Source organism: Blastococcus sp. CT_GayMR19 (assembly GCF_004570385.1).
Classification (GTDB): Bacteria; Actinomycetota; Actinomycetes; order Mycobacteriales; family Geodermatophilaceae; genus Blastococcus_B.
Genome location: NZ_SPQL01000012.1, coordinates 1 through 15,787, shown reverse-complemented (window position 1 = coordinate 15,787; position 15,787 = coordinate 1). Strand labels below are relative to the sequence as shown.

General features: G+C 73.7%; 16 protein-coding genes and 1 pseudogene. 8 read left to right on the top strand and 9 right to left on the bottom strand.

The genetic code is table 11. From position 1 onward, the window contains the following. Positions 1-200: 200 nt before the first annotated feature. Entirely contained in the window at positions 201-1,664 is a 1,464-nt protein-coding gene (locus E4P39_RS16300) for a circularly permuted type 2 ATP-grasp protein (protein WP_135137631.1), read from the bottom strand. Beyond that, positions 1,661-3,508 carry an alpha/beta fold hydrolase gene (locus E4P39_RS16295; protein WP_135137630.1) on the bottom strand — a complete coding sequence of 616 codons (1,848 nt, stop codon included), beginning with the start codon at positions 3,506-3,508 and terminating at the stop codon, positions 1,661-1,663. Before E4P39_RS16295 ends, E4P39_RS16300 begins: the two co-directional genes overlap by 4 nt. 230 nt (positions 3,509-3,738) lie before the next feature. Here E4P39_RS16295 and sepH point away from each other — a divergent pair, with 230 nt between their 5' ends. Together sepH and E4P39_RS16285 are read left to right on the top strand one after the other, a co-directional pair. Continuing rightward, positions 3,739-4,719 carry a septation protein SepH gene (gene sepH, locus E4P39_RS16290; RefSeq protein WP_135137629.1) on the top strand — a complete coding sequence of 327 codons (981 nt, stop codon included), beginning with the start codon at positions 3,739-3,741 and terminating at the stop codon, positions 4,717-4,719. 41 nt (positions 4,720-4,760) lie between these two features. Further along, positions 4,761-5,234, top strand: a complete 474-nt coding sequence (locus E4P39_RS16285; RefSeq protein ID WP_135137628.1) for a general stress protein — start codon at positions 4,761-4,763, stop codon at positions 5,232-5,234. 33 nt (positions 5,235-5,267) lie between these two features. On the opposite strand, the gene E4P39_RS16280 is transcribed toward E4P39_RS16285, so the two are convergent. Continuing rightward, a complete protein-coding gene (locus E4P39_RS16280) occupies positions 5,268-6,074 on the bottom strand; it encodes an RNA methyltransferase (RefSeq protein ID WP_245159887.1) in 807 nt (268 codons plus the stop codon). A gap of 206 nt (positions 6,075-6,280) precedes the next feature. Between E4P39_RS16280 and E4P39_RS16275 the strand changes: the two genes are divergently transcribed. From E4P39_RS16275 to E4P39_RS16265, 3 genes are read left to right on the top strand one after another with little or no spacing between them, the layout of a single operon-like run. Next, entirely contained in the window at positions 6,281-7,003 is a 723-nt protein-coding gene (locus E4P39_RS16275) for an ABC transporter ATP-binding protein (RefSeq protein ID WP_135137626.1), read from the top strand. After that, entirely contained in the window at positions 7,000-7,800 is an 801-nt protein-coding gene (locus E4P39_RS16270) for an ABC transporter permease (protein ID WP_209306572.1), read from the top strand. The genes E4P39_RS16275 and E4P39_RS16270 overlap by 4 nt, the downstream gene beginning before the upstream one ends. 59 nt (positions 7,801-7,859) lie before the next feature. Then, positions 7,860-8,411, top strand: coding sequence for a TetR family transcriptional regulator (locus E4P39_RS16265; protein WP_135137625.1), 552 nt, complete (start codon positions 7,860-7,862; stop codon positions 8,409-8,411). Here E4P39_RS16265 and E4P39_RS16260 read toward each other — a convergent pair. Continuing rightward, on the bottom strand, positions 8,408-9,259 hold the full coding sequence (locus tag E4P39_RS16260) for a thioesterase family protein (protein WP_245159886.1): 852 nt from the start codon (positions 9,257-9,259) through the stop codon (positions 8,408-8,410). The genes E4P39_RS16265 and E4P39_RS16260 overlap by 4 nt on opposite strands. Between E4P39_RS16260 and E4P39_RS16255 the strand changes: the two genes are divergently transcribed. Continuing rightward, positions 9,258-10,226 carry an aldo/keto reductase gene (locus tag E4P39_RS16255; protein ID WP_135137624.1) on the top strand — a complete coding sequence of 323 codons (969 nt, stop codon included), beginning with the start codon at positions 9,258-9,260 and terminating at the stop codon, positions 10,224-10,226. The genes E4P39_RS16260 and E4P39_RS16255 overlap by 2 nt on opposite strands. A 71-nt stretch (positions 10,227-10,297) precedes the next feature. On the opposite strand, the gene thpR is transcribed toward E4P39_RS16255, so the two are convergent. The 5 genes from thpR to E4P39_RS16230 all read right to left on the bottom strand — a co-directional run bounded on the left by thpR (position 10,298) and on the right by E4P39_RS16230 (position 14,855). Next, positions 10,298-10,867, bottom strand: coding sequence for an RNA 2',3'-cyclic phosphodiesterase (gene thpR / locus E4P39_RS16250; RefSeq protein WP_135137722.1), 570 nt, complete (start codon positions 10,865-10,867; stop codon positions 10,298-10,300). Continuing rightward, positions 10,864-11,259, bottom strand: coding sequence for a hypothetical protein (locus E4P39_RS16245; RefSeq protein WP_135137623.1), 396 nt, complete (start codon positions 11,257-11,259; stop codon positions 10,864-10,866). Before E4P39_RS16245 ends, thpR begins: the two co-directional genes overlap by 4 nt. A 110-nt stretch (positions 11,260-11,369) precedes the next feature. Continuing rightward, positions 11,370-12,710 carry an MFS transporter gene (locus tag E4P39_RS16240; RefSeq protein ID WP_135137622.1) on the bottom strand — a complete coding sequence of 447 codons (1,341 nt, stop codon included), beginning with the start codon at positions 12,708-12,710 and terminating at the stop codon, positions 11,370-11,372. 101 nt (positions 12,711-12,811) lie between these two features. Then, a complete protein-coding gene (locus tag E4P39_RS16235) occupies positions 12,812-13,246 on the bottom strand; it encodes a MarR family transcriptional regulator (RefSeq protein ID WP_209306571.1) in 435 nt (144 codons plus the stop codon). Between the two features lie 40 nt (positions 13,247-13,286). After that, positions 13,287-14,855, bottom strand: a complete 1,569-nt coding sequence (locus E4P39_RS16230; protein WP_135137621.1) for an NCS2 family permease — start codon at positions 14,853-14,855, stop codon at positions 13,287-13,289. 160 nt (positions 14,856-15,015) lie between these two features. Here E4P39_RS16230 and E4P39_RS16225 point away from each other — a divergent pair, with 160 nt between their 5' ends. Beyond that, positions 15,016-15,261 (top strand): DUF2530 domain-containing protein, encoded by a 246-nt coding sequence (locus tag E4P39_RS16225; protein WP_135137620.1) that lies wholly within the window; start codon positions 15,016-15,018, stop codon positions 15,259-15,261. 222 nt (positions 15,262-15,483) lie between these two features. Further along, positions 15,484-15,787 (top strand): annotated as a pseudogene (locus E4P39_RS16220) (DUF222 domain-containing protein); the annotation flags it as partial.

The following is a 15,787-nucleotide window of genomic DNA, read 5'->3' as shown; positions in this document are numbered from 1 at the left end:
ATAGCGCTCTGCGTTCGAGAGGTTACCGGACGCGCACGGGACTCATCTGAACACAATGTGGATCCGGGGCGCGGACAGGCCACCACAGGCGGGTGGCCACCGGATGAATCCGCTGTCTAGGCACCTCAAGCGGACTGGTGTGCCGTCGCGCAGTGGGCGGAGTCGCACCTAGCGAGGTTGCCCAGGCGGTGTGCCAACGATCAGCCGACGAGCCAGGTGTCCTTCGTGACGGCGCTCGACTCACCCGAGTTATCCGGCGTCACCCGCGTCAGCGGGGCCGGAAGGGCCTGGGTGGCCCCGGCCGCGCCCGCCACCGAGAACACCCGCAGGTCCACGTGCCGCGGCACCAGGGCGCCGTCGACCAGCGTCGGCACGGTCGAGGCCTCGATCGGCTCCCGCGCGACGAAGCGGTACGGCGCCGCCGCGACCTCCGCCTGCAGCGACGCGAGCTCGGCGGCCGAGCACGTCGGCCCGAACACCGCGCCCCGCCCGCCGTATCCGGCGACCGGCTCGATCACCAGCTCGTGCAGCCGGTCCCGCACCTCCGCCCACTGACCCTCGTCGGCCAGCACCCAGGTGGACACGGAGGGGAGCAAGGGCTCCTCGCCCAGGTAGAAGCGGATCATCGCCGGCACCCAGGCGTAGGCCGCCGCGTCGTCGGCCAGCCCGTTGCCGGGCACGTTGGCCAGCCCCAGCAGGCCGCCGCGCACCGCCTCCGTGAGCAGTGAGTCCAGCGGCGATCCGATCGGCACCCGGAACGCCCCGAGCAGCCCGTCGTCGAACCGGCGGTACAGGACGTCCACCGGCAGGCGCTCGCTGCCGACCGCCACCTCCACACCCCCGTCCAGGCGCGGCCACACGTCCGTGGCCCGCACCAACGGGACACCGAGGGCGTCGGCCAGCACCTGGTGCTCGAACCAGGCGTTGTCGCTCTGCCCGGACGTGAGGACGGCGATCCGCGGGGTGCCCGAGATCCCCGGTGGCGCCGCCGCCTCCAGCCCGGCCCGCAGCAGCGGCACCGCGTCGAAGGGATCGGACGGGCGGCAGTCGTCGAAGAGGGACGGCAGCGCGCCGCGCAGGCTCACCCGGTTGGTCAGGGCGTACCCGAGCCCGGCCGGCACCCGGAGATGGTCCTTCGCCACCACCCAGGAACCGTCGGCGGTCCGCAGCACGTCGGTGCCCGCCACGGTGGCCCGTGGCTGGCCCGGCCACGCCATGCCGACCGCATCCGGGTCGCGGCCCGGGCTGTGGGCGACGGCCCACTCGGGCAGCACGCCGGCCCGCACCACCTGCGGCGCCCGGTCGGTGTCGTTGCGCCGTCGTCCCGCCGCCCGGTAGGCCTCGGCCAGGAAGGCGTTCAGCGCCCGATGGCGTTGCTCGACTCCCTCGGCGATCCGCGCCCAGTCGGCCGCGGGCACGACACGTGGAAGCGGGTCGAGCTCCAGGGGACGGACGATCTGCCGTCCGTCGGCCCACGTCGCCACGCTGACCCCACGGTCGCGGCGCTCGGTCGACATCGCGTCCGCAGCGGCCACGAGCCCCGAGGTGCCCAGCCGCGTCAGCGCCGGTGCGACCCGGCCGTAGGCGCCGCGCAGCCGGCCGTCCGGGCCGACCGCTTCGTCAGCGGGGCACGCGGGATAGCCGGCAAAGAGATCCCCGCTCACAGCCAGCGATCGAACCACGCGGCGACGCGTGTGCTGAGTTCCACGAGATGGTCGCGCCCCACGACGGTGTGCCCCTCGCCCGGGAGCAGCAGCAGCTCGCTGACCGCGCCGAGCGCCTGCAGGGCCTGATGCGCCTGCACCGACTCGGCAACCGGCACGTTCGTGTCGCGGTCCCCGTGCGCGAGCAGCACCGGTGTGGTCAGCCGGTCCAGGGCCGTCATCGGCGAGAGGTCGGAAAGCAGGTCGCGGTCGGCCACGGGGTCCCCGTACTCGGTGACCGACGCCGCCGCCATCCACGGCTCGGTACCCGCGAAGAAGGTGCGCAGGTCGCTCATCCCGGCGAGCGTCGCGGCTCCGGCGAACAGGTCCGGCCAGCGGGTCAGCGCCACCAGCGTCAGATAGCCCCCGTAGGACCAGCCGTGCGCGCCGATCCGGCCCGGCTCGGCGATGCCCTCGGCGACGAGCTCCTCGACGGTCGCCCGCACGTCGGCGAACGAGGCCGCGCGGGCGGCGCCGTCGTCACACGTCGTGAACGCGCGCCCGAACCCGCCGGACCCCCGCACGTTGGGCGCGAAGACGGTGAAGCCCGCGGCGACCAGGCTCTGCGCCACCGGCGAGTACGCCGGCCGCTCCGAGCCCTCCGGCCCGCCGTGGAAGCTGACGACCGTGCGGTTCGGACCGACGGCGCCCGGCGGCCGGTAGAGCCACCCGGACAGCGCCAGGCCGTCGAAGGCGACGTACTCGTGGCGCACCGGCGTCACGAGCAGCGCCGGGTCGGGACGGCGCGGCGCCGAGGGCAGCGGCACCGGCGGTCCGGCGTCCTCGTCGAGGGGAACGACCCAGAGACCACGCGGCGCGAGCGGGCCGGTCAGCTCGGCGACGAGCGTCGCGCCGTCGGCGGCCAGCGACCAGCCCGGCATGACCGGCTCCGGCAGCGCCACCTGCCGCAGCGGCGATCCGTCGGACAGGTCGTGCACCCACAGCTCGGTGACCTCGCGGACCGTCCAGACCGCCAGCGCCGTCCCGTCGGCGCGGAGGGCGTAGCCGTCCAGATCGGCGTCCGGGCGGTACAGGACGACGCGGCCGGCGCCGGGAACGCCGTCCTCGGACAGCGGGACGACCACCAGCCCGGCACGGTCCGTCCCGGGCTCGCCGGGGAGCGACGCGCGCACGTGGACCGAGCGGCCGTCGGGCCCGAACCGGCCGTCCTCCGAGGCGATCCCGCCCGGTGCGTCCAGCGGCAGCACCCGGCGCTGGACGCCCGTGGCGACGTCGATGACCACGATGTGCCGGTAGCCGCGCGGACCCCGGCGGGCCAGCAGGAACCGCTCGTCGGCCGACACCGCGTTCACGGACAGGAAGCCGCCGCGGGCGAGGGTCCGCTGCTCCCCCGTGTCCGCGGTGACCAGGACGATGTCGGCGTCGGGACCGTCGCCGTGCGCGATCGAGCAGGCGTAGTGGCCGGGGCCGGTCCATCCGCCGGCGAACACAGTGGCCCGCGGGTCCTCCCCCGCGACACGGCGGCGGCCGGACCCGTCGGGACGGACGACGTGCAGCTCGGCGCAGATCGAGCCGCCAGGGCTCACCAGGTACGCCAGCCAGGCGCCGTCGGGCGACCACGCGACGGAGACGACCTCCTGCTCCGGACCGGAGAGGACGACGGGCGGGGTCTGCTGGTCGACCGTGGCCACCTCGAGACGGGGGATCCCGGACCGGTCGGTGACGTAGGCGACGCGGTCTCCCTGGGGCGCGAGCGCCGGGCACCAGGCGCCCGGGGCGCCGGCGATCTCGGCGACGGCGGAAGCCGAGGGCGCGAGGCGCACATCGGTCAGGGGGCTGGCCATCGCACCTCCTGTGCAGAAGTCCCGGGTCCGCGACGCGCGCTCGACTGTGCCGTGCGCAGATTGCGAACAGGTGAATGAAGCACTCATCGGCCGACCAGGGACCGACCGGCACCGTCGCGGCGGGAACGCGCCACGCCGCACCGCCTGCGGGCCGCGCCCCCGGCACGCCGTTAGCCTCGGACTCCGCTCTCTTTCCGGGATCGGGTCGCGCAGTCAGCAGGAGGTCGTCCATGCGCACGCTGCGCCTCGTGGCGCTCTCCGACGACGGGCAGAACCTCATCCTGGCGGTGGACGGCGCGGACGCCGACGGCGGTGAGCGGTTCGAGCTCCCCATCGACGACCGGCTGCGCGCCGCGGCCCGGGGAGACTCCCGCCGGCTCACGCAGATCGACGTCGACCTCGGCACCGAGCTGCCCCCGCGGGTGATCCAGGCCCGCATCCGCGCCGGCGAGACCCCCGAGCAGGTGGCCGCCGCCTCCGGCACCCGCGTCGAGCGGATCATGCGCTTCGCCCACCCCGTGCTGCAGGAGCGCGCCCGCGTGGCCGAGCAGGCCCGCGACGCGCGGGTCCGGCTGAGCGAGGGCCCGCCCACCGTCGCGCTGTCCTCCTTCATCTCCGAGCGGCTGCGGCTGCTCGACACCGACGTCGACGCGGTGACCTGGGACGCCCACCGCACCGACGACGGCTCGTGGCTGATCACCGGCGCCTGGCGGGCCGGCCCGAAGTCGGGGACCACCCGCTGGGCCTTCGACCTCCCGTCGCGCACCGTCGCCCCGGCGGACGCGGCCACCCTGGACTTCGCCGAGGGCACCCGCCTCGTCCGGGTCGTCCCCGACGTGCCGGCCGGCGTGCACGCCGCGCCGTCCCTGCGGTCGCGGGCCGTCACGGTCGTCCGTGACACCCCGTCGGACGACGAGCCCGCAGATGACGACGAGGGCGTGGACGCGTACGCGACCGACGCCCTGGCCATCGAGGAACTCGCCCTGGAGCGATCCACGCCCGAGCTCCGCGGCGCCGACGACGCGCACGTCCGGGACGTGCACGCCCCGGTGGGCTCCCCCGACGACGACCGCTCGGTGGACGACCTGCTCGACCAGGTGGCCGACCACGACACGGTGGTGCTGGCCCGCGGTGCCGAGGAACCCGAGGACCCGCGCGCCCGCATCCCGGCCTGGGAGGACATCGTCTTCGGGGTCCGCCGCCACCGCTGACGCCCGGGAACAGCGTTTCGCGGCCGGGAGTTGATACGGGCATGTCAGCGTCGGTATCCATGCCGCTGGGCGGCGTCCAGGTCGGGTCCTACGACAGTTACGAGCAGGCGCAGGCCGCCGTCGACTACCTCTCCGACCAGAAGTTCGCGGTCGAGAACGTCACGATCATCGGCACGGACCTCCGCATGATCGAGACCGTGACCGGCCGGCTGACCCGTGGCCGCGCGGTCGGCGCCGGGGCGGCCGGTGGTGCCTGGTGGGGTCTGTTCGTCGGCCTGCTGCTCGGCATCTTCGCCCCCGACGGCAGCCAGTGGCTGAGCTCGGTGCTCGTCGGCCTGCTGATCGGCGTCGTCTTCGGTGCGGTGTTCGGCGCCATGGGCTACGCGGCGACGCAGGGCAAGCGCGACTTCACCAGTACCAGCAAGATCACGGCCGGCCGCTACGACGTGATGTGCAACCCCGCCCACGCCGAGGAGGCCCGGGGGCACCTGGCCCGCTTCTCGCTCCGCGGCTGAAACCACCGGCCTTCATGGCCGTTTCGGCCGCCCTCAGCGGAGGGTCGCGAAGGCGATCGCGGCCGCCGCGGCGACGCCGAGGGAGTCCACGCCCTCTCGCATCGGGATCTTCGCCCGCACACGGGCCGCTGCCTGCGCCTCGGCGGTGAGTCCCGGCCCCTCGGCCCCGAGCAGCAGCGCCGTCCGGGGGTGCTCCCGCGGGTCGATCGACGTCAGGTCGACGGCGTCGGCGGCCGGGGTGAGCGCGACCGTCGTGTAGCCCGCCTCGTGCACCCGCTCGAGATCGGCCGGCCAGTCGGGCAGGACGGCGAACGGCAGCGCCAGGATGTGCCCCATCGAGACCCGCACCGAGCGCCGGTAGAACGGGTCCGCGCATCGCGGGTCCAGGAGCAGGCCGTCGATGCCCAGCGCGAGGGCCGAGCGCGCGATCGAACCCAGGTTCTCCGCGTCGTTGAGCGCCTCGAGCACCGCGAGCCGCCGCAGGGCCGCGGGATGGGGACCGGCGAGGAGGTCGTCGAGATCGGCGGGCGGGCGGCGGTCCGCCGAGGCGAGGACCCCGCGGGTGAGCCGGAAGCCGATCACCTCCGAGAGCAGCCACTTGTCCGCTTCGTAGGCGACGACGTCGCCCGGCAGGTCGAGGGCGGCGACCCGGCCCGGCACCCCGAACACCGCCCGGATCCGGTAGTCCGAGGCCAGCAGTCGCTGGACGGCCGGCACGCCCTCGACGATCACCGGCCCGCTCCACCGGGGGGCTCCCTCCGGGCGGTCCCCCGCCTTGAGGTCGCGGAAGTCGGCCACCCGCGGGTCGGCCGGATCGGTGATGACGACGGGAGCGGGCACGCCGACGATCATGCCCGGCGGATCCCACGCGCCCGCCCGGGGAGCGGAGAGCCGCCGTCCTACCGCGGGAGCCGCCGTGCACGCCGGCTCCCGCGGTTGCGGCCCGGCTCCCGTCCACAGCAGCCAGGGACCAAGGACCCGTTGACGGAGCGCAGACAACTCATCTAGCGTTGAGTTCATCAGTCGTTGAGTTTCGGAGAGCCGCCATGGACAGCGCCGTCACCGTCACCGATCTCGTCGTCGTCCGCGGGAAGCGCGAGGTGCTCCGCGGCCTCTCCTTCGCCGTCCCCACGGGTCAGGTGACCGGCCTGCTCGGCCCGAGCGGCAGCGGAAAGACCACGCTCATGCGCGCCGTCGTCGGCGTGCAGGTGGTGAGATCCGGCGAGGTCACCGTCCTCGGCGAGCCGGCCGGCTCGCCGACGCTCCGCAGCCGCGTCGGCTACGTCACCCAGGCCCCGAGCGTGTACCAGGACCTCTCCGTGCGCGAGAACGCCCGCTACTTCGCCTCGCTGTACGGAATGGGTGCCCGTGAGGCGGACGCCGCCGTCGCCGACGTCGGACTCGGCGACGCAGCCGGCCAGCTCGTGCGCGACCTCTCCGGCGGCCAGATGGGCCGCGCCTCGCTCGCCTGCGCCCTGGTCGGCCGTCCCGAGGTGCTGGTCCTCGACGAGCCGACCGTCGGGCTGGACCCGGTGCTCCGCGTCGAGCTGTGGGACCGCTTCCACGCCCTGGCCCGCGCCGGGACGACGCTGATCGTCTCCAGCCACGTGATGGACGAGGCCGGCCGGTGCGACCGGCTGCTGCTGCTCCGCGACGGCGAGCTGCTCGCCGACTCCACCCCCGCCCAGCTGCGCATCGACGGCCGCTCCGACGACCTCGAAGTCGCCTTCCTCAACGTCGTGCGCGACCGCCAGGAGGTGGCGGCATGACCGCGACGATCGCCCGCCCCGCTCCCGCCCCGGCCGGCCACCTGAGCTCGCGACTGACGACGGCGACCGCGGGCCGCGTGCTGCGCCAGCTGCGGCACGACCACCGGACCATCGCGATGATGCTGGTCCTGCCCAGCCTGCTGCTCGGCCTGCTCTACCTGCTCTGGAAGGACGTGCCCACGCTGCCCGGCCAGCCCGGCATCTTCGACCGGGTCGGGCTGACCATGCTCGGCATCTTCCCGTTCGTGGTGATGTTCCTGGTCACGAGCATCGCGATGCTGCGCGAACGCACGTCGGGCACGCTCGAACGGCTGCTCACCACGCCGCTGGCCCGGCTCGACCTGCTGCTCGGCTACGGCCTGGCCTTCGGGCTGATGGCCGCGCTGCAGGCCCTCGTCACCGTCACCGTGGCGACGACGGTGTACGACCTCGACGTCGCGGGCTCGCTCTGGCTGGTGGTGGTCATCGCCGTCGTCGACGCGGTGCTCGGGGTTGCTCTGGGACTGCTGGCCAGCGCGTTCGCCCGCAGCGAATTCCAGGCCGTGCAGTTCATGCCGGTGGTCGTGCTGCCGCAGTTCTTCCTGTGCGGGCTGCTCGTCCCCCGCGAGCAGATGGCCGGCTGGCTGCAGGCGATCAGCGACGTCCTCCCGCTCACCTACGCCGTCGAGGCCCTCCAGGAGGTCGGCAGGTCGGCGGCGGAGACAGGCATCATGTGGCGCGACATCGGCATCGTCGCCGGCGCCGCGCTGGTCGCCCTGGCGCTCGCGGCGGCGACCCTGCGGAGGAGGACGAGCTGAGCGCACCCCAGGGCCGGCCGACCGGCCGGCGCCCCGGCAACCCGGACACCCGGGAGGCGGTGCTCGCGGCAGCGCGCACCGCCTTCGCCGAGCGCGGGTTCGACGGCGCCACCATCCGGGGCATCGCGACGGCGGCCGGCGTCGACCCGGCGCTGGTGCACCACTACTTCGGCAACAAGGACAAGCTCTTCCTGGCCGCCGTCGAGGCACCGGCCGATCCGGCGGATCTGCTGCCCACCGTCCTGGCCGCGCCGCGTGACCAGCTCGGGGCGGCGGTCGTGCGGATGCTGCTGCACGTCTGGGACGGCCCGGCCCGGCCCGCCGGTCTGGCGCTCATCCGGTCGGCGGTGAGCAACGAATGGACGGCGAAGCTGCTGCGTGAGTTCCTCGTCTCCCGGGTGCTGCGGAAGGTGGTCAGCACGCTCGGCTACGACCCGGACGTACGCGCCGCGCGCGCGTCTCTCGTCGCCTCCCAGCTCATCGGTCTGGTCATGACGCGGTACGTGCTGGAGCTGGAGCCGCTCGCCTCGGCCTCGCACGACTCGATCGTCGCGGCGATCGGCCCGACCGTGCAGCGCTACCTCACCGGCACCATCGAGCTGCCGCACTAGCCCCTCGGAGCTCGGGCGAGCTGGCGGCTCTGCGCGACCAGTCGGCCGGTGGAGTCCCAGATCCGGTAGTCCTCGTCGAGCCAGCCGTCGGCCACCTCGCCGGCCCGCGCCTCGGCCAGGCACCACCCCGGCGCCGGCAGGGCGCGCAGCAGCACCTGCAACTGCACCGTGGGTGCCCAGCCCATCCGCCCCATCGACCAGAGCGTGGGGGGCAGCGCGTCGGCGAAGGTGATCAGGCCGAGCGGATCGGGGTCCCGGCCGTCCGCGAAGCGCACCCAGGCGCGCATCACCGGCTCGCCGGACGGCCGGCCGGTCACCCAGCCGGCGGTCGCCGGATCCAGCCGGGTCTCCACCCGATGGCGGATGCCCACGTCGGGCATGTCCACCTGCCCCGCGGCCTGTTCCGCGGCGGAGAGACACTCCTCGACCGGCGCGATCCCCGGCGGCGGGGTGGACCACGCCACCTCCCCGGAGCCGAGCGCAGCCGTCGTCGTCTGGACCGACAGGCACGGGCCACCCGCGTCGGACAGGACCACGTGCGCGTGCGCGAGGGTGCGACCGGCTGAGCCCGGGGTGACCAGCAGCGTGGCAGGGCCCGCGCCCGTGGCCCGCAGATAGCTGGCCGCCAGCGCGACCGGATGCGGGTGCGGGCTCTCCAGGACCGCCGCCCGGGCCGCGACCGCGAGCAGGTAGCCGCCGTTGAGGACGCCGCCGCCGACGTCCCACCCGGGATCGAGGTCGGCGATCAGCCCACCGCCCTCGGTCCTGCGGACGGCGGTCGCGGCGTCGAAGGCGGAGAGCTCACCGTTCTGCGGCACGGAGATCAGGGTGCCAGGGTGGTTTCCCATGGAGTACACGCACCTCGGCCGCAGCGGCCTGTCCGTCTCCCGCCTCTGCCTCGGCACGATGAACTTCGGCTGGAAGACCGAGGAGGCCGACTCGCACGCGATTCTGGACCGGGCGCACACCGAGGGCATCAACTTCTTCGACACCGCCAACGTCTACGGCTTCGACGTCGGCAAGGGCCGCACCGAGGAGGTGCTCGGCACCTGGTTCGCCCAGGGCGGCGAGCGCCGGGAGAAGACCGTGCTGGCGACCAAGGTCTACGGCGGCATGTCGGACTGGCCGAACGACACCTTCCTCTCCGCCCGCAACGTCGTCCGCGCGTGCGAGGCGTCGCTGCGCCGGCTGCAGACCGACTGGATCGACCTCTACCAGTTCCACCACGTCGACCTGCGCACGCCGTGGGACGAGATCTGGCAGGCCTGCGAGACGCTGGTCGCGCAGGGCAAGGTGCTCTACGTCGGTTCGTCGAACCACGCCGCCTGGCAGCTCGCGGCCGCCAACGAGGCGGCGGCCCGGCGGCACTTCCTGGGCCTGGTCAGCGAGCAGTCGCACTACAACCTGCTGACCCGGCACGTCGAGCTCGAGGTGCTCCCGGCCGCGCAGCACTACGGCATCGGCGTGATCCCGTGGAGCCCGCTGGCCGGCGGCCTGCTGGCCGGCGTGCTGGAGAAGAACGAGGGCACCCGCCGCAACGAGGAGCGCAACCAGAAACGGGTGGAGAAGCACCGCCCCGAACTGGAGGCGTACGAGGCCTTCTGCCGGGAGATGGGGCAGGCACCCGCGGACGTCGGCCTGGCGTGGCTCCTGCACCAGCCGGCCGTCACCGCGCCGATCGTCGGGCCGCGCACCATGGAGCAGTTCGAGGGATCCATGACGGCGCTGGGCGTGACGCTGGACGACGCCGCCCTCGCCCGCCTCGACGAGATCTTCCCCGGCTACAAGCCGGCCCCCATGGAGTACGCCTGGTAGCTGCTCTCGTCGCGTTGATCATCGGCGAATGGCTGGTCGGCACGCCGCCAGGCCCAGCCATGTGCCGATGATCAACTCGACCCCACGTTCCAGGTTTCGAACGGCTCGTAGCTGGGCCTCGGGCCGAGGTGGCTCTCCAGCAGCCGCACTTCGGGAACCGGCCACTCCGGCCCGCGGTAGTCCGTCAGCAGCGCGGCCAGACCGGCGTCCGCCGGCTGCCGGGGCCGCCAGCGGCCGACGGTGAGGTGCGCCCGGAACGGCCGGTCCTCGACGGGCAGGCCGAGCGCCCGGGCCGCGGCGGCCAGCCGCCGCGCGACGTCGGCCAGCGCGCGGACGTCGCCGTCCAGGCCGGCCCACAGCACCTGGGGACGGCGCGACGTCCCGAACCGGCCGCCCCCGGCCAGGCGCAGGGTGAGTGGCGGCGCGGCGGTCACTGCAGGCGCGGCCGCCCGCACCAGGAGCGGCAGCCGGTCGGCCGGCACCGTGCCGAGGAAGAGCAGGGTGAGATGCCAGCGCTCGGGCGGGATCCAGCGCGGCTCACCCGCGGCGCCGCGGAGGGGTTCCAGCGCGCGGGAGAGGTCGGCGCGCGCCTCCTCCGGCGGATCGACGGCGAAGAAGACCCGCGGTCCGGTCGACGTCAGTCGTGCACCGCCAGCCCGGCCCCCTCCAGGGCGGCCAGCAGGCGCAGGCGCTCGAAATCGCGCGCGAACCCTTCCGGCGTGCCGGTCAGGTCGTGCGGGACTCCCAGCTGCGCCGCGGCCTCGACGAGCACGTCGTCGTAGGCCGCCCAGAGCGCCTTCCACCGGACCAGCGGTGCGCCGGCCGGGACGAGCGCGAGCTGCCGGGAGAGCCGGCGCAGATCGGCGGCCACGACCTGGATGGGACGCCGCACCGGCTCGGGCGCCTTCTGCGCGCGCGGGCGGCGCCAAGGCGCGGCACGGCCGGTCGCCATGCGGTCGAGCAACGACAGGAGGGCGACCGGGGCCAGGATCAGGCACGACACCAGCAGGAACTGACCGACGATCGCGGCCATGGCGCCTCCCCGGATCCCCTACCACAGGATCGCCCGAAGGTACCGCGATCGGAGGCCCGGCGGGACCACGATCCGCCCGGGATCCGCCGTCTCCTACCGCGGGCCCACGGTCACTCCGGAAGCGTCGGCCGGCCCGGGGCGCGCTCGGCGACGGCTTCCTCGGCCGCCCGCAATCCGGGGCCGGCGACCACGGGCCGCCGGTCGCTGATCCGCAGCCGCATGCGCGGCGGCGCCAGCCCCGCCTCCAGGCGCACCCGGCGCCCGCGGCTCAGGTAGATCGCGGCGCCGATCCCGGCGAGGACGCACACCGCCCCGCCCAGGATCAGCCCCCATGGCGCACCGAAGCGCTCGGACACGAAGCCGATCAGCGGCGCCCCGACCGGGGTGCCCCCCAGGAAGCACATGAAGTAGAGCGCCATGACGCGGCCGCGCATCTGGGGGTCCACGCCGAGCTGCACGAAGCTGTTGTTGGCCACGCTGAACACCAGGGCCGCGGCTCCGGTCGGCACCAGCATCGCGGCGAACGGGACGAACCCCGTCATCAGCCCGGCGGCAATGGTGAACAGCCCGAACACCACGGCCGAGAGGACCAGGAACACCTGCCGGGGCCGGACGCTGCGCCGGGTGGACAGCAAGGCCCCGCTCAGGGAGCCGAGGGCGAAGCACGTGGAGAGCAACCCGAACGCCTCGGCACCCAGATCGAAGACCTCGCGGGCCATCAACGCGATGGTGACCTGGTAGTTGAACCCGAAGGTCCCGAGGACGAACGCGAGCACCATGGCGAGCATCAGGTCCGGATGCGCCCAGGTGTAGGCGAGTCCGGCCCGCAGCTGGCCGGCAGCCCGGGCCACCGGAGGGCTCGGCCGCAGCTCGTCGGTGCGCAGCCCCGCCAGCGCCCCGATGGTGAAGGCGAAGCTGGCCGCGTTGACGAAGAAGGCCGGGGCGGTGTTGCCCCCGGACGCGCCGATGAGCAGCCCGGCGATCGCCGGGCCCACCAGCCGGGCGCCGTTGAAGATCGTGGAGTTGAGCCCGACGGCGTTGGCCAGCAGGGCGGGACCGACCATCTCCGAGACGAACGCCTGCCGCACCGGGGCGTCGATGGCCGCGACGGCGCCCAGCCCGCCGGCGAGCAGGAAGACGTGCCACAGCTCGACGACGTCGGTCGCCACGAGGATCCCGAGCGCGAGGGCGAGCAGTCCCATCAGCGACTGGGTGACGAGCAGCATGCGGCGCTTGGCGTAGCGGTCGGCCAGGACACCGCCGTACATGCTCAGCAGCAGGGAGGGGCCGAACTGGAGGGCGGTGATCAGCCCGAGGGCGACGCCGCTGTCGTCGGAGAGCTGCAGCACCAGCCAGTCCTGGCCGATGCGCTGCATCCAGGTGCCGGTGTTGCTGACCAGGTTGGCCGAGGCGAAGCGGCGGAAGTTGCGCACCCGCAGGGCGCGGAACATCCCCTTCCCCTGGTCCGGCTCGGGGGCAGGCGGGGACTCGGGACCACGACCCGGCGCCGGGGCGCCGGCAGGCCGGCTGTCAGGCTCGGTGCTCGGCGAGCTCACTCACTGGCCAGCTTGTCCATGATCGCCGCGGCCTCGCGCAGCGTGGCCCGGTCGTCGGCCGACAGCTGCTGCAGCCGGCTGCTGAGCCAGGCCTCGCGCGCGCGGGCCTCGGCGGCGAGCAGGTCCTCGGCGGCGGCGGTCAGCCCGATGATGACCTGCCGCCCGTCGGTGGGGTGCGCCGTGCGGGTGACCATCCCCATGCCCTCGAGCGCGACCACCACCCGCGTCATCGACGGCGGCTGGACCCGCTCGTGGGCGGCCAGCTCCCCCGGGCTCATCGGGCCGTGCCGCTTGAGCGTGGACAGCGCCGCCAGGTGCGTGAGCGTGACGGAGGTGTCCACGCGCTGGTTGCGCAGGCGCCGGGAGAAGCGCATGACCGCCAGTCGGAGGTCGTGCGCCAGCGCCGCGGTGTCCAGCGTCGTCCGGCTCACGGGGCCAGCCTAGCCCCGATGGTTAGCCGTGCGCAGGATTTCAGAGCAGCTGCTGCAGCGGCTCCAGCGCGAAGTAGATGAGGAACAGCACGCTGATGACCCACATCAGCGGGTGGATGTCGCCGCGCCGGCCGACCGCCAGCCGGAGCAGCACGAAGCTGATGACGCCGGCGCCGATGCCGTTGGTGATCGAGTAGGTGAACGGCATCAGGGCGATCGCGAGGAAGGCCGGGATGACCAGCGACAGGTCGTCCCAGGCCAGGTGCCGGATCTGCGAGATCATCAGCGCGCCGACGATCACGAGCGCCGGGGCCGCGGCCTCCGACGGCACGACCAGCACCAGCGGGCTCAGGAACATGGTGACCAGGAACAGGACGCCGGTGACGACGCTGGCCAGGCCGGTCCGGGCGCCGTCCGCCACCCCGGACGCGCTCTCGATGTAGGTCGTGTTCGAAGAGACGCTGCCGGCACCACCGGCCGCGGCGGCCAGCGAGTCGACCAGCAGCACCGGCTGCGACCTGGGCAGGTTGCGGTCCTTGTCGAGCAGGTTGCCCTCCGCACCGACGGCGGTGACCGTGCCGACGGTGTCGAAGAAGTCGGCGATCATCAGCGAGAACACGATGAGCACGGCGGCGAGGACGCCGATCCGCTCGAAGCCGCCGAAGAGGGAGACGTTCCCGAGCAGCGAGAGGTCGGGGGTGCTGACGACGTCCTCGGGCAGTGCCGGGACCTGCAGCGCCCAGCCGCGCGGGTTGACCTCCTCGCCGTTCGAGATCCGCGGCCCGATGTCGGCGATCGCCTCGATGATGATGGCGAGGACCGTGGTGGCCACGATCCCGATGAGCAGGCCACCGCGGACCTTCCGGACGACCAGGACGCTCATCAGCAGCAGGCCGACGATGAAGGTCAGGATCGGCCAGCCGGCGAGCTGACCGTTGACGCCGAAGCTGATCAGCGGGATACCCGGCCGGATGATGCCGGCGTCGGCCAGCCCGATGATGGTCAGGAAGAACCCGATGCCGACCGCGATCGCCGTCTTCAGCTGGGGCGGGATGGCCTCGAAGACCGCGCGCCGGAAACCGGTGAGCACCAGGACCGTGATGAGCAGGCCCTCGAGCACGATGAGGCCCATGATCTCCGGCCAGGAGAGCTGGGTGGCCGCGAAGACCGCCACGATCGCGTTGATGCCCAGGCCGGCGGCCACCGCGAACGGGTAGCGGCCGACGACGCCCATGAGGATCGTCATGACGCCGGCGATCAGGGCGGTGACCGCCGCGATCGCCGGGAACGGCAGCACGGTGCCGCTGACGTCGGCGCCCAGAGTGCCGTCCAGGCCCGGGATGCTGGTCAGGATGATCGGGTTCAGCAGCACGATGTAGACCATCGTGAAGAAGGTCGTGAACCCGCCGCGGACCTCGCGGCCGACCGTCGAGCGGCGCGCGCTCACCTCGAAGTAGCGGTCCAGCCCGTTCTTCGGCCGCACCTGCGGGCCGTCACTGCGACGGGGCAGCGTCCCGGTCCCCGCCACCACGTCGGCGGGCGTCCCGCTCTCTGCGGCCGGGGCGGGAGCGCTGGCGCCCTTGACGGGGCGGCGGGACTTGGCAGGCATGACGGCTCCGGTGGGCTCGTGACCAGGCCGGATGCACAGAAACTGCCCCGGCTCGGCCGCGGTGACGGCTATGAGCGGCGACAGCGTGCCACACGATCATCACCAGCACGTGTCCTCGTGACCCACCCGATATGTAGCGGGCCGCCTCTAGGGTGGCCCCGTGCCCGGTCCGACCAAGCAGGCCCCGCCCCCGCTCCAGGTGGACACCGTCCGCGTGGTGCTGGCCGGGACGGCGCTCTGGACGGTCGCCCTCGTCGTCCTGCTGCTGCTCGGCGACCGCGTCGACCGCATGTGGACCTGGACCTGCGTCGCGGCCATCGCGCTGGCCGCGCTCGGCCTGTGGGTGATGCATCTGCAGGGTCAGCTGCGTCGCCGCCGTCCAGGGCCGGACGACGGATCCGACTGACGGTCGGCGACTTCTCACCCGCTGTCCGACGAGGAGCGTCACCCACCCCCCGAACGAGGAGCGTCACCCGCCCTCCGGCGATGAGCTTCACCCATCGTCCGGCGACGAGCTCAATGGCCCCACGACATCTGTGGACAAGCCGCTGACCTGGGGATTCGTCTGGCCCAGCGCTCGCGGGAGGCGGTACTATTCGAACACCTGATCGAACTGTCGGGAGGTGTTGTGAGCGAGCTGTTGTCGGCGCTGGACGCCCTGGCCGCCGAGGACCTCGACGATCTGTCGGCCGGTGAGCAGCTGGACCGGATCCGGAGCCTGGTCGCCGCGCAGAACCGGCTGGCCGCCGTGCTCACCCGCGCGGTGCGCACCGCCGACCTGACCCAGGCCGTCGAGTACGACGGAACGAAGTCGACGGCCTCCTGGCTGCGTACCCACACCCGGCTGTCCGAGGGTGCCGCCCGGCGGCTGGTCGAGGCCGGCCGCGTCCTGGACGAGCTGCCGGCCGTGCAGCAGGCGTACGCGACCGGGG

Excerpts from the sequence above, each read along its gene's own strand:
- E4P39_RS16295 (WP_135137630.1), bottom strand. The coding sequence starts at position 3,508 with ATGGCCAGCCCCCTGACCGATGTGCGCCTCGCGCCCTCGGCTTCCGCC.
- sepH (WP_135137629.1), top strand. The coding sequence starts at position 3,739 with ATGCGCACGCTGCGCCTCGTGGCGCTCTCCGACGACGGGCAGAACCTC.
- E4P39_RS16285 (WP_135137628.1), top strand. The coding sequence starts at position 4,761 with ATGTCAGCGTCGGTATCCATGCCGCTGGGCGGCGTCCAGGTCGGGTCC.
- E4P39_RS16275 (WP_135137626.1), top strand. The coding sequence starts at position 6,281 with ATGGACAGCGCCGTCACCGTCACCGATCTCGTCGTCGTCCGCGGGAAG.
- E4P39_RS16270 (WP_209306572.1), top strand. The coding sequence starts at position 7,000 with ATGACCGCGACGATCGCCCGCCCCGCTCCCGCCCCGGCCGGCCACCTG.
- E4P39_RS16255 (WP_135137624.1), top strand. The coding sequence starts at position 9,258 with ATGGAGTACACGCACCTCGGCCGCAGCGGCCTGTCCGTCTCCCGCCTC.
- E4P39_RS16260 (WP_245159886.1), bottom strand. The coding sequence starts at position 9,259 with ATGGGAAACCACCCTGGCACCCTGATCTCCGTGCCGCAGAACGGTGAG.
- E4P39_RS16245 (WP_135137623.1), bottom strand. The coding sequence starts at position 11,259 with ATGGCCGCGATCGTCGGTCAGTTCCTGCTGGTGTCGTGCCTGATCCTG.
- E4P39_RS16240 (WP_135137622.1), bottom strand. The coding sequence starts at position 12,710 with ATGTTCCGCGCCCTGCGGGTGCGCAACTTCCGCCGCTTCGCCTCGGCC.
- E4P39_RS16230 (WP_135137621.1), bottom strand. The coding sequence starts at position 14,855 with ATGCCTGCCAAGTCCCGCCGCCCCGTCAAGGGCGCCAGCGCTCCCGCC.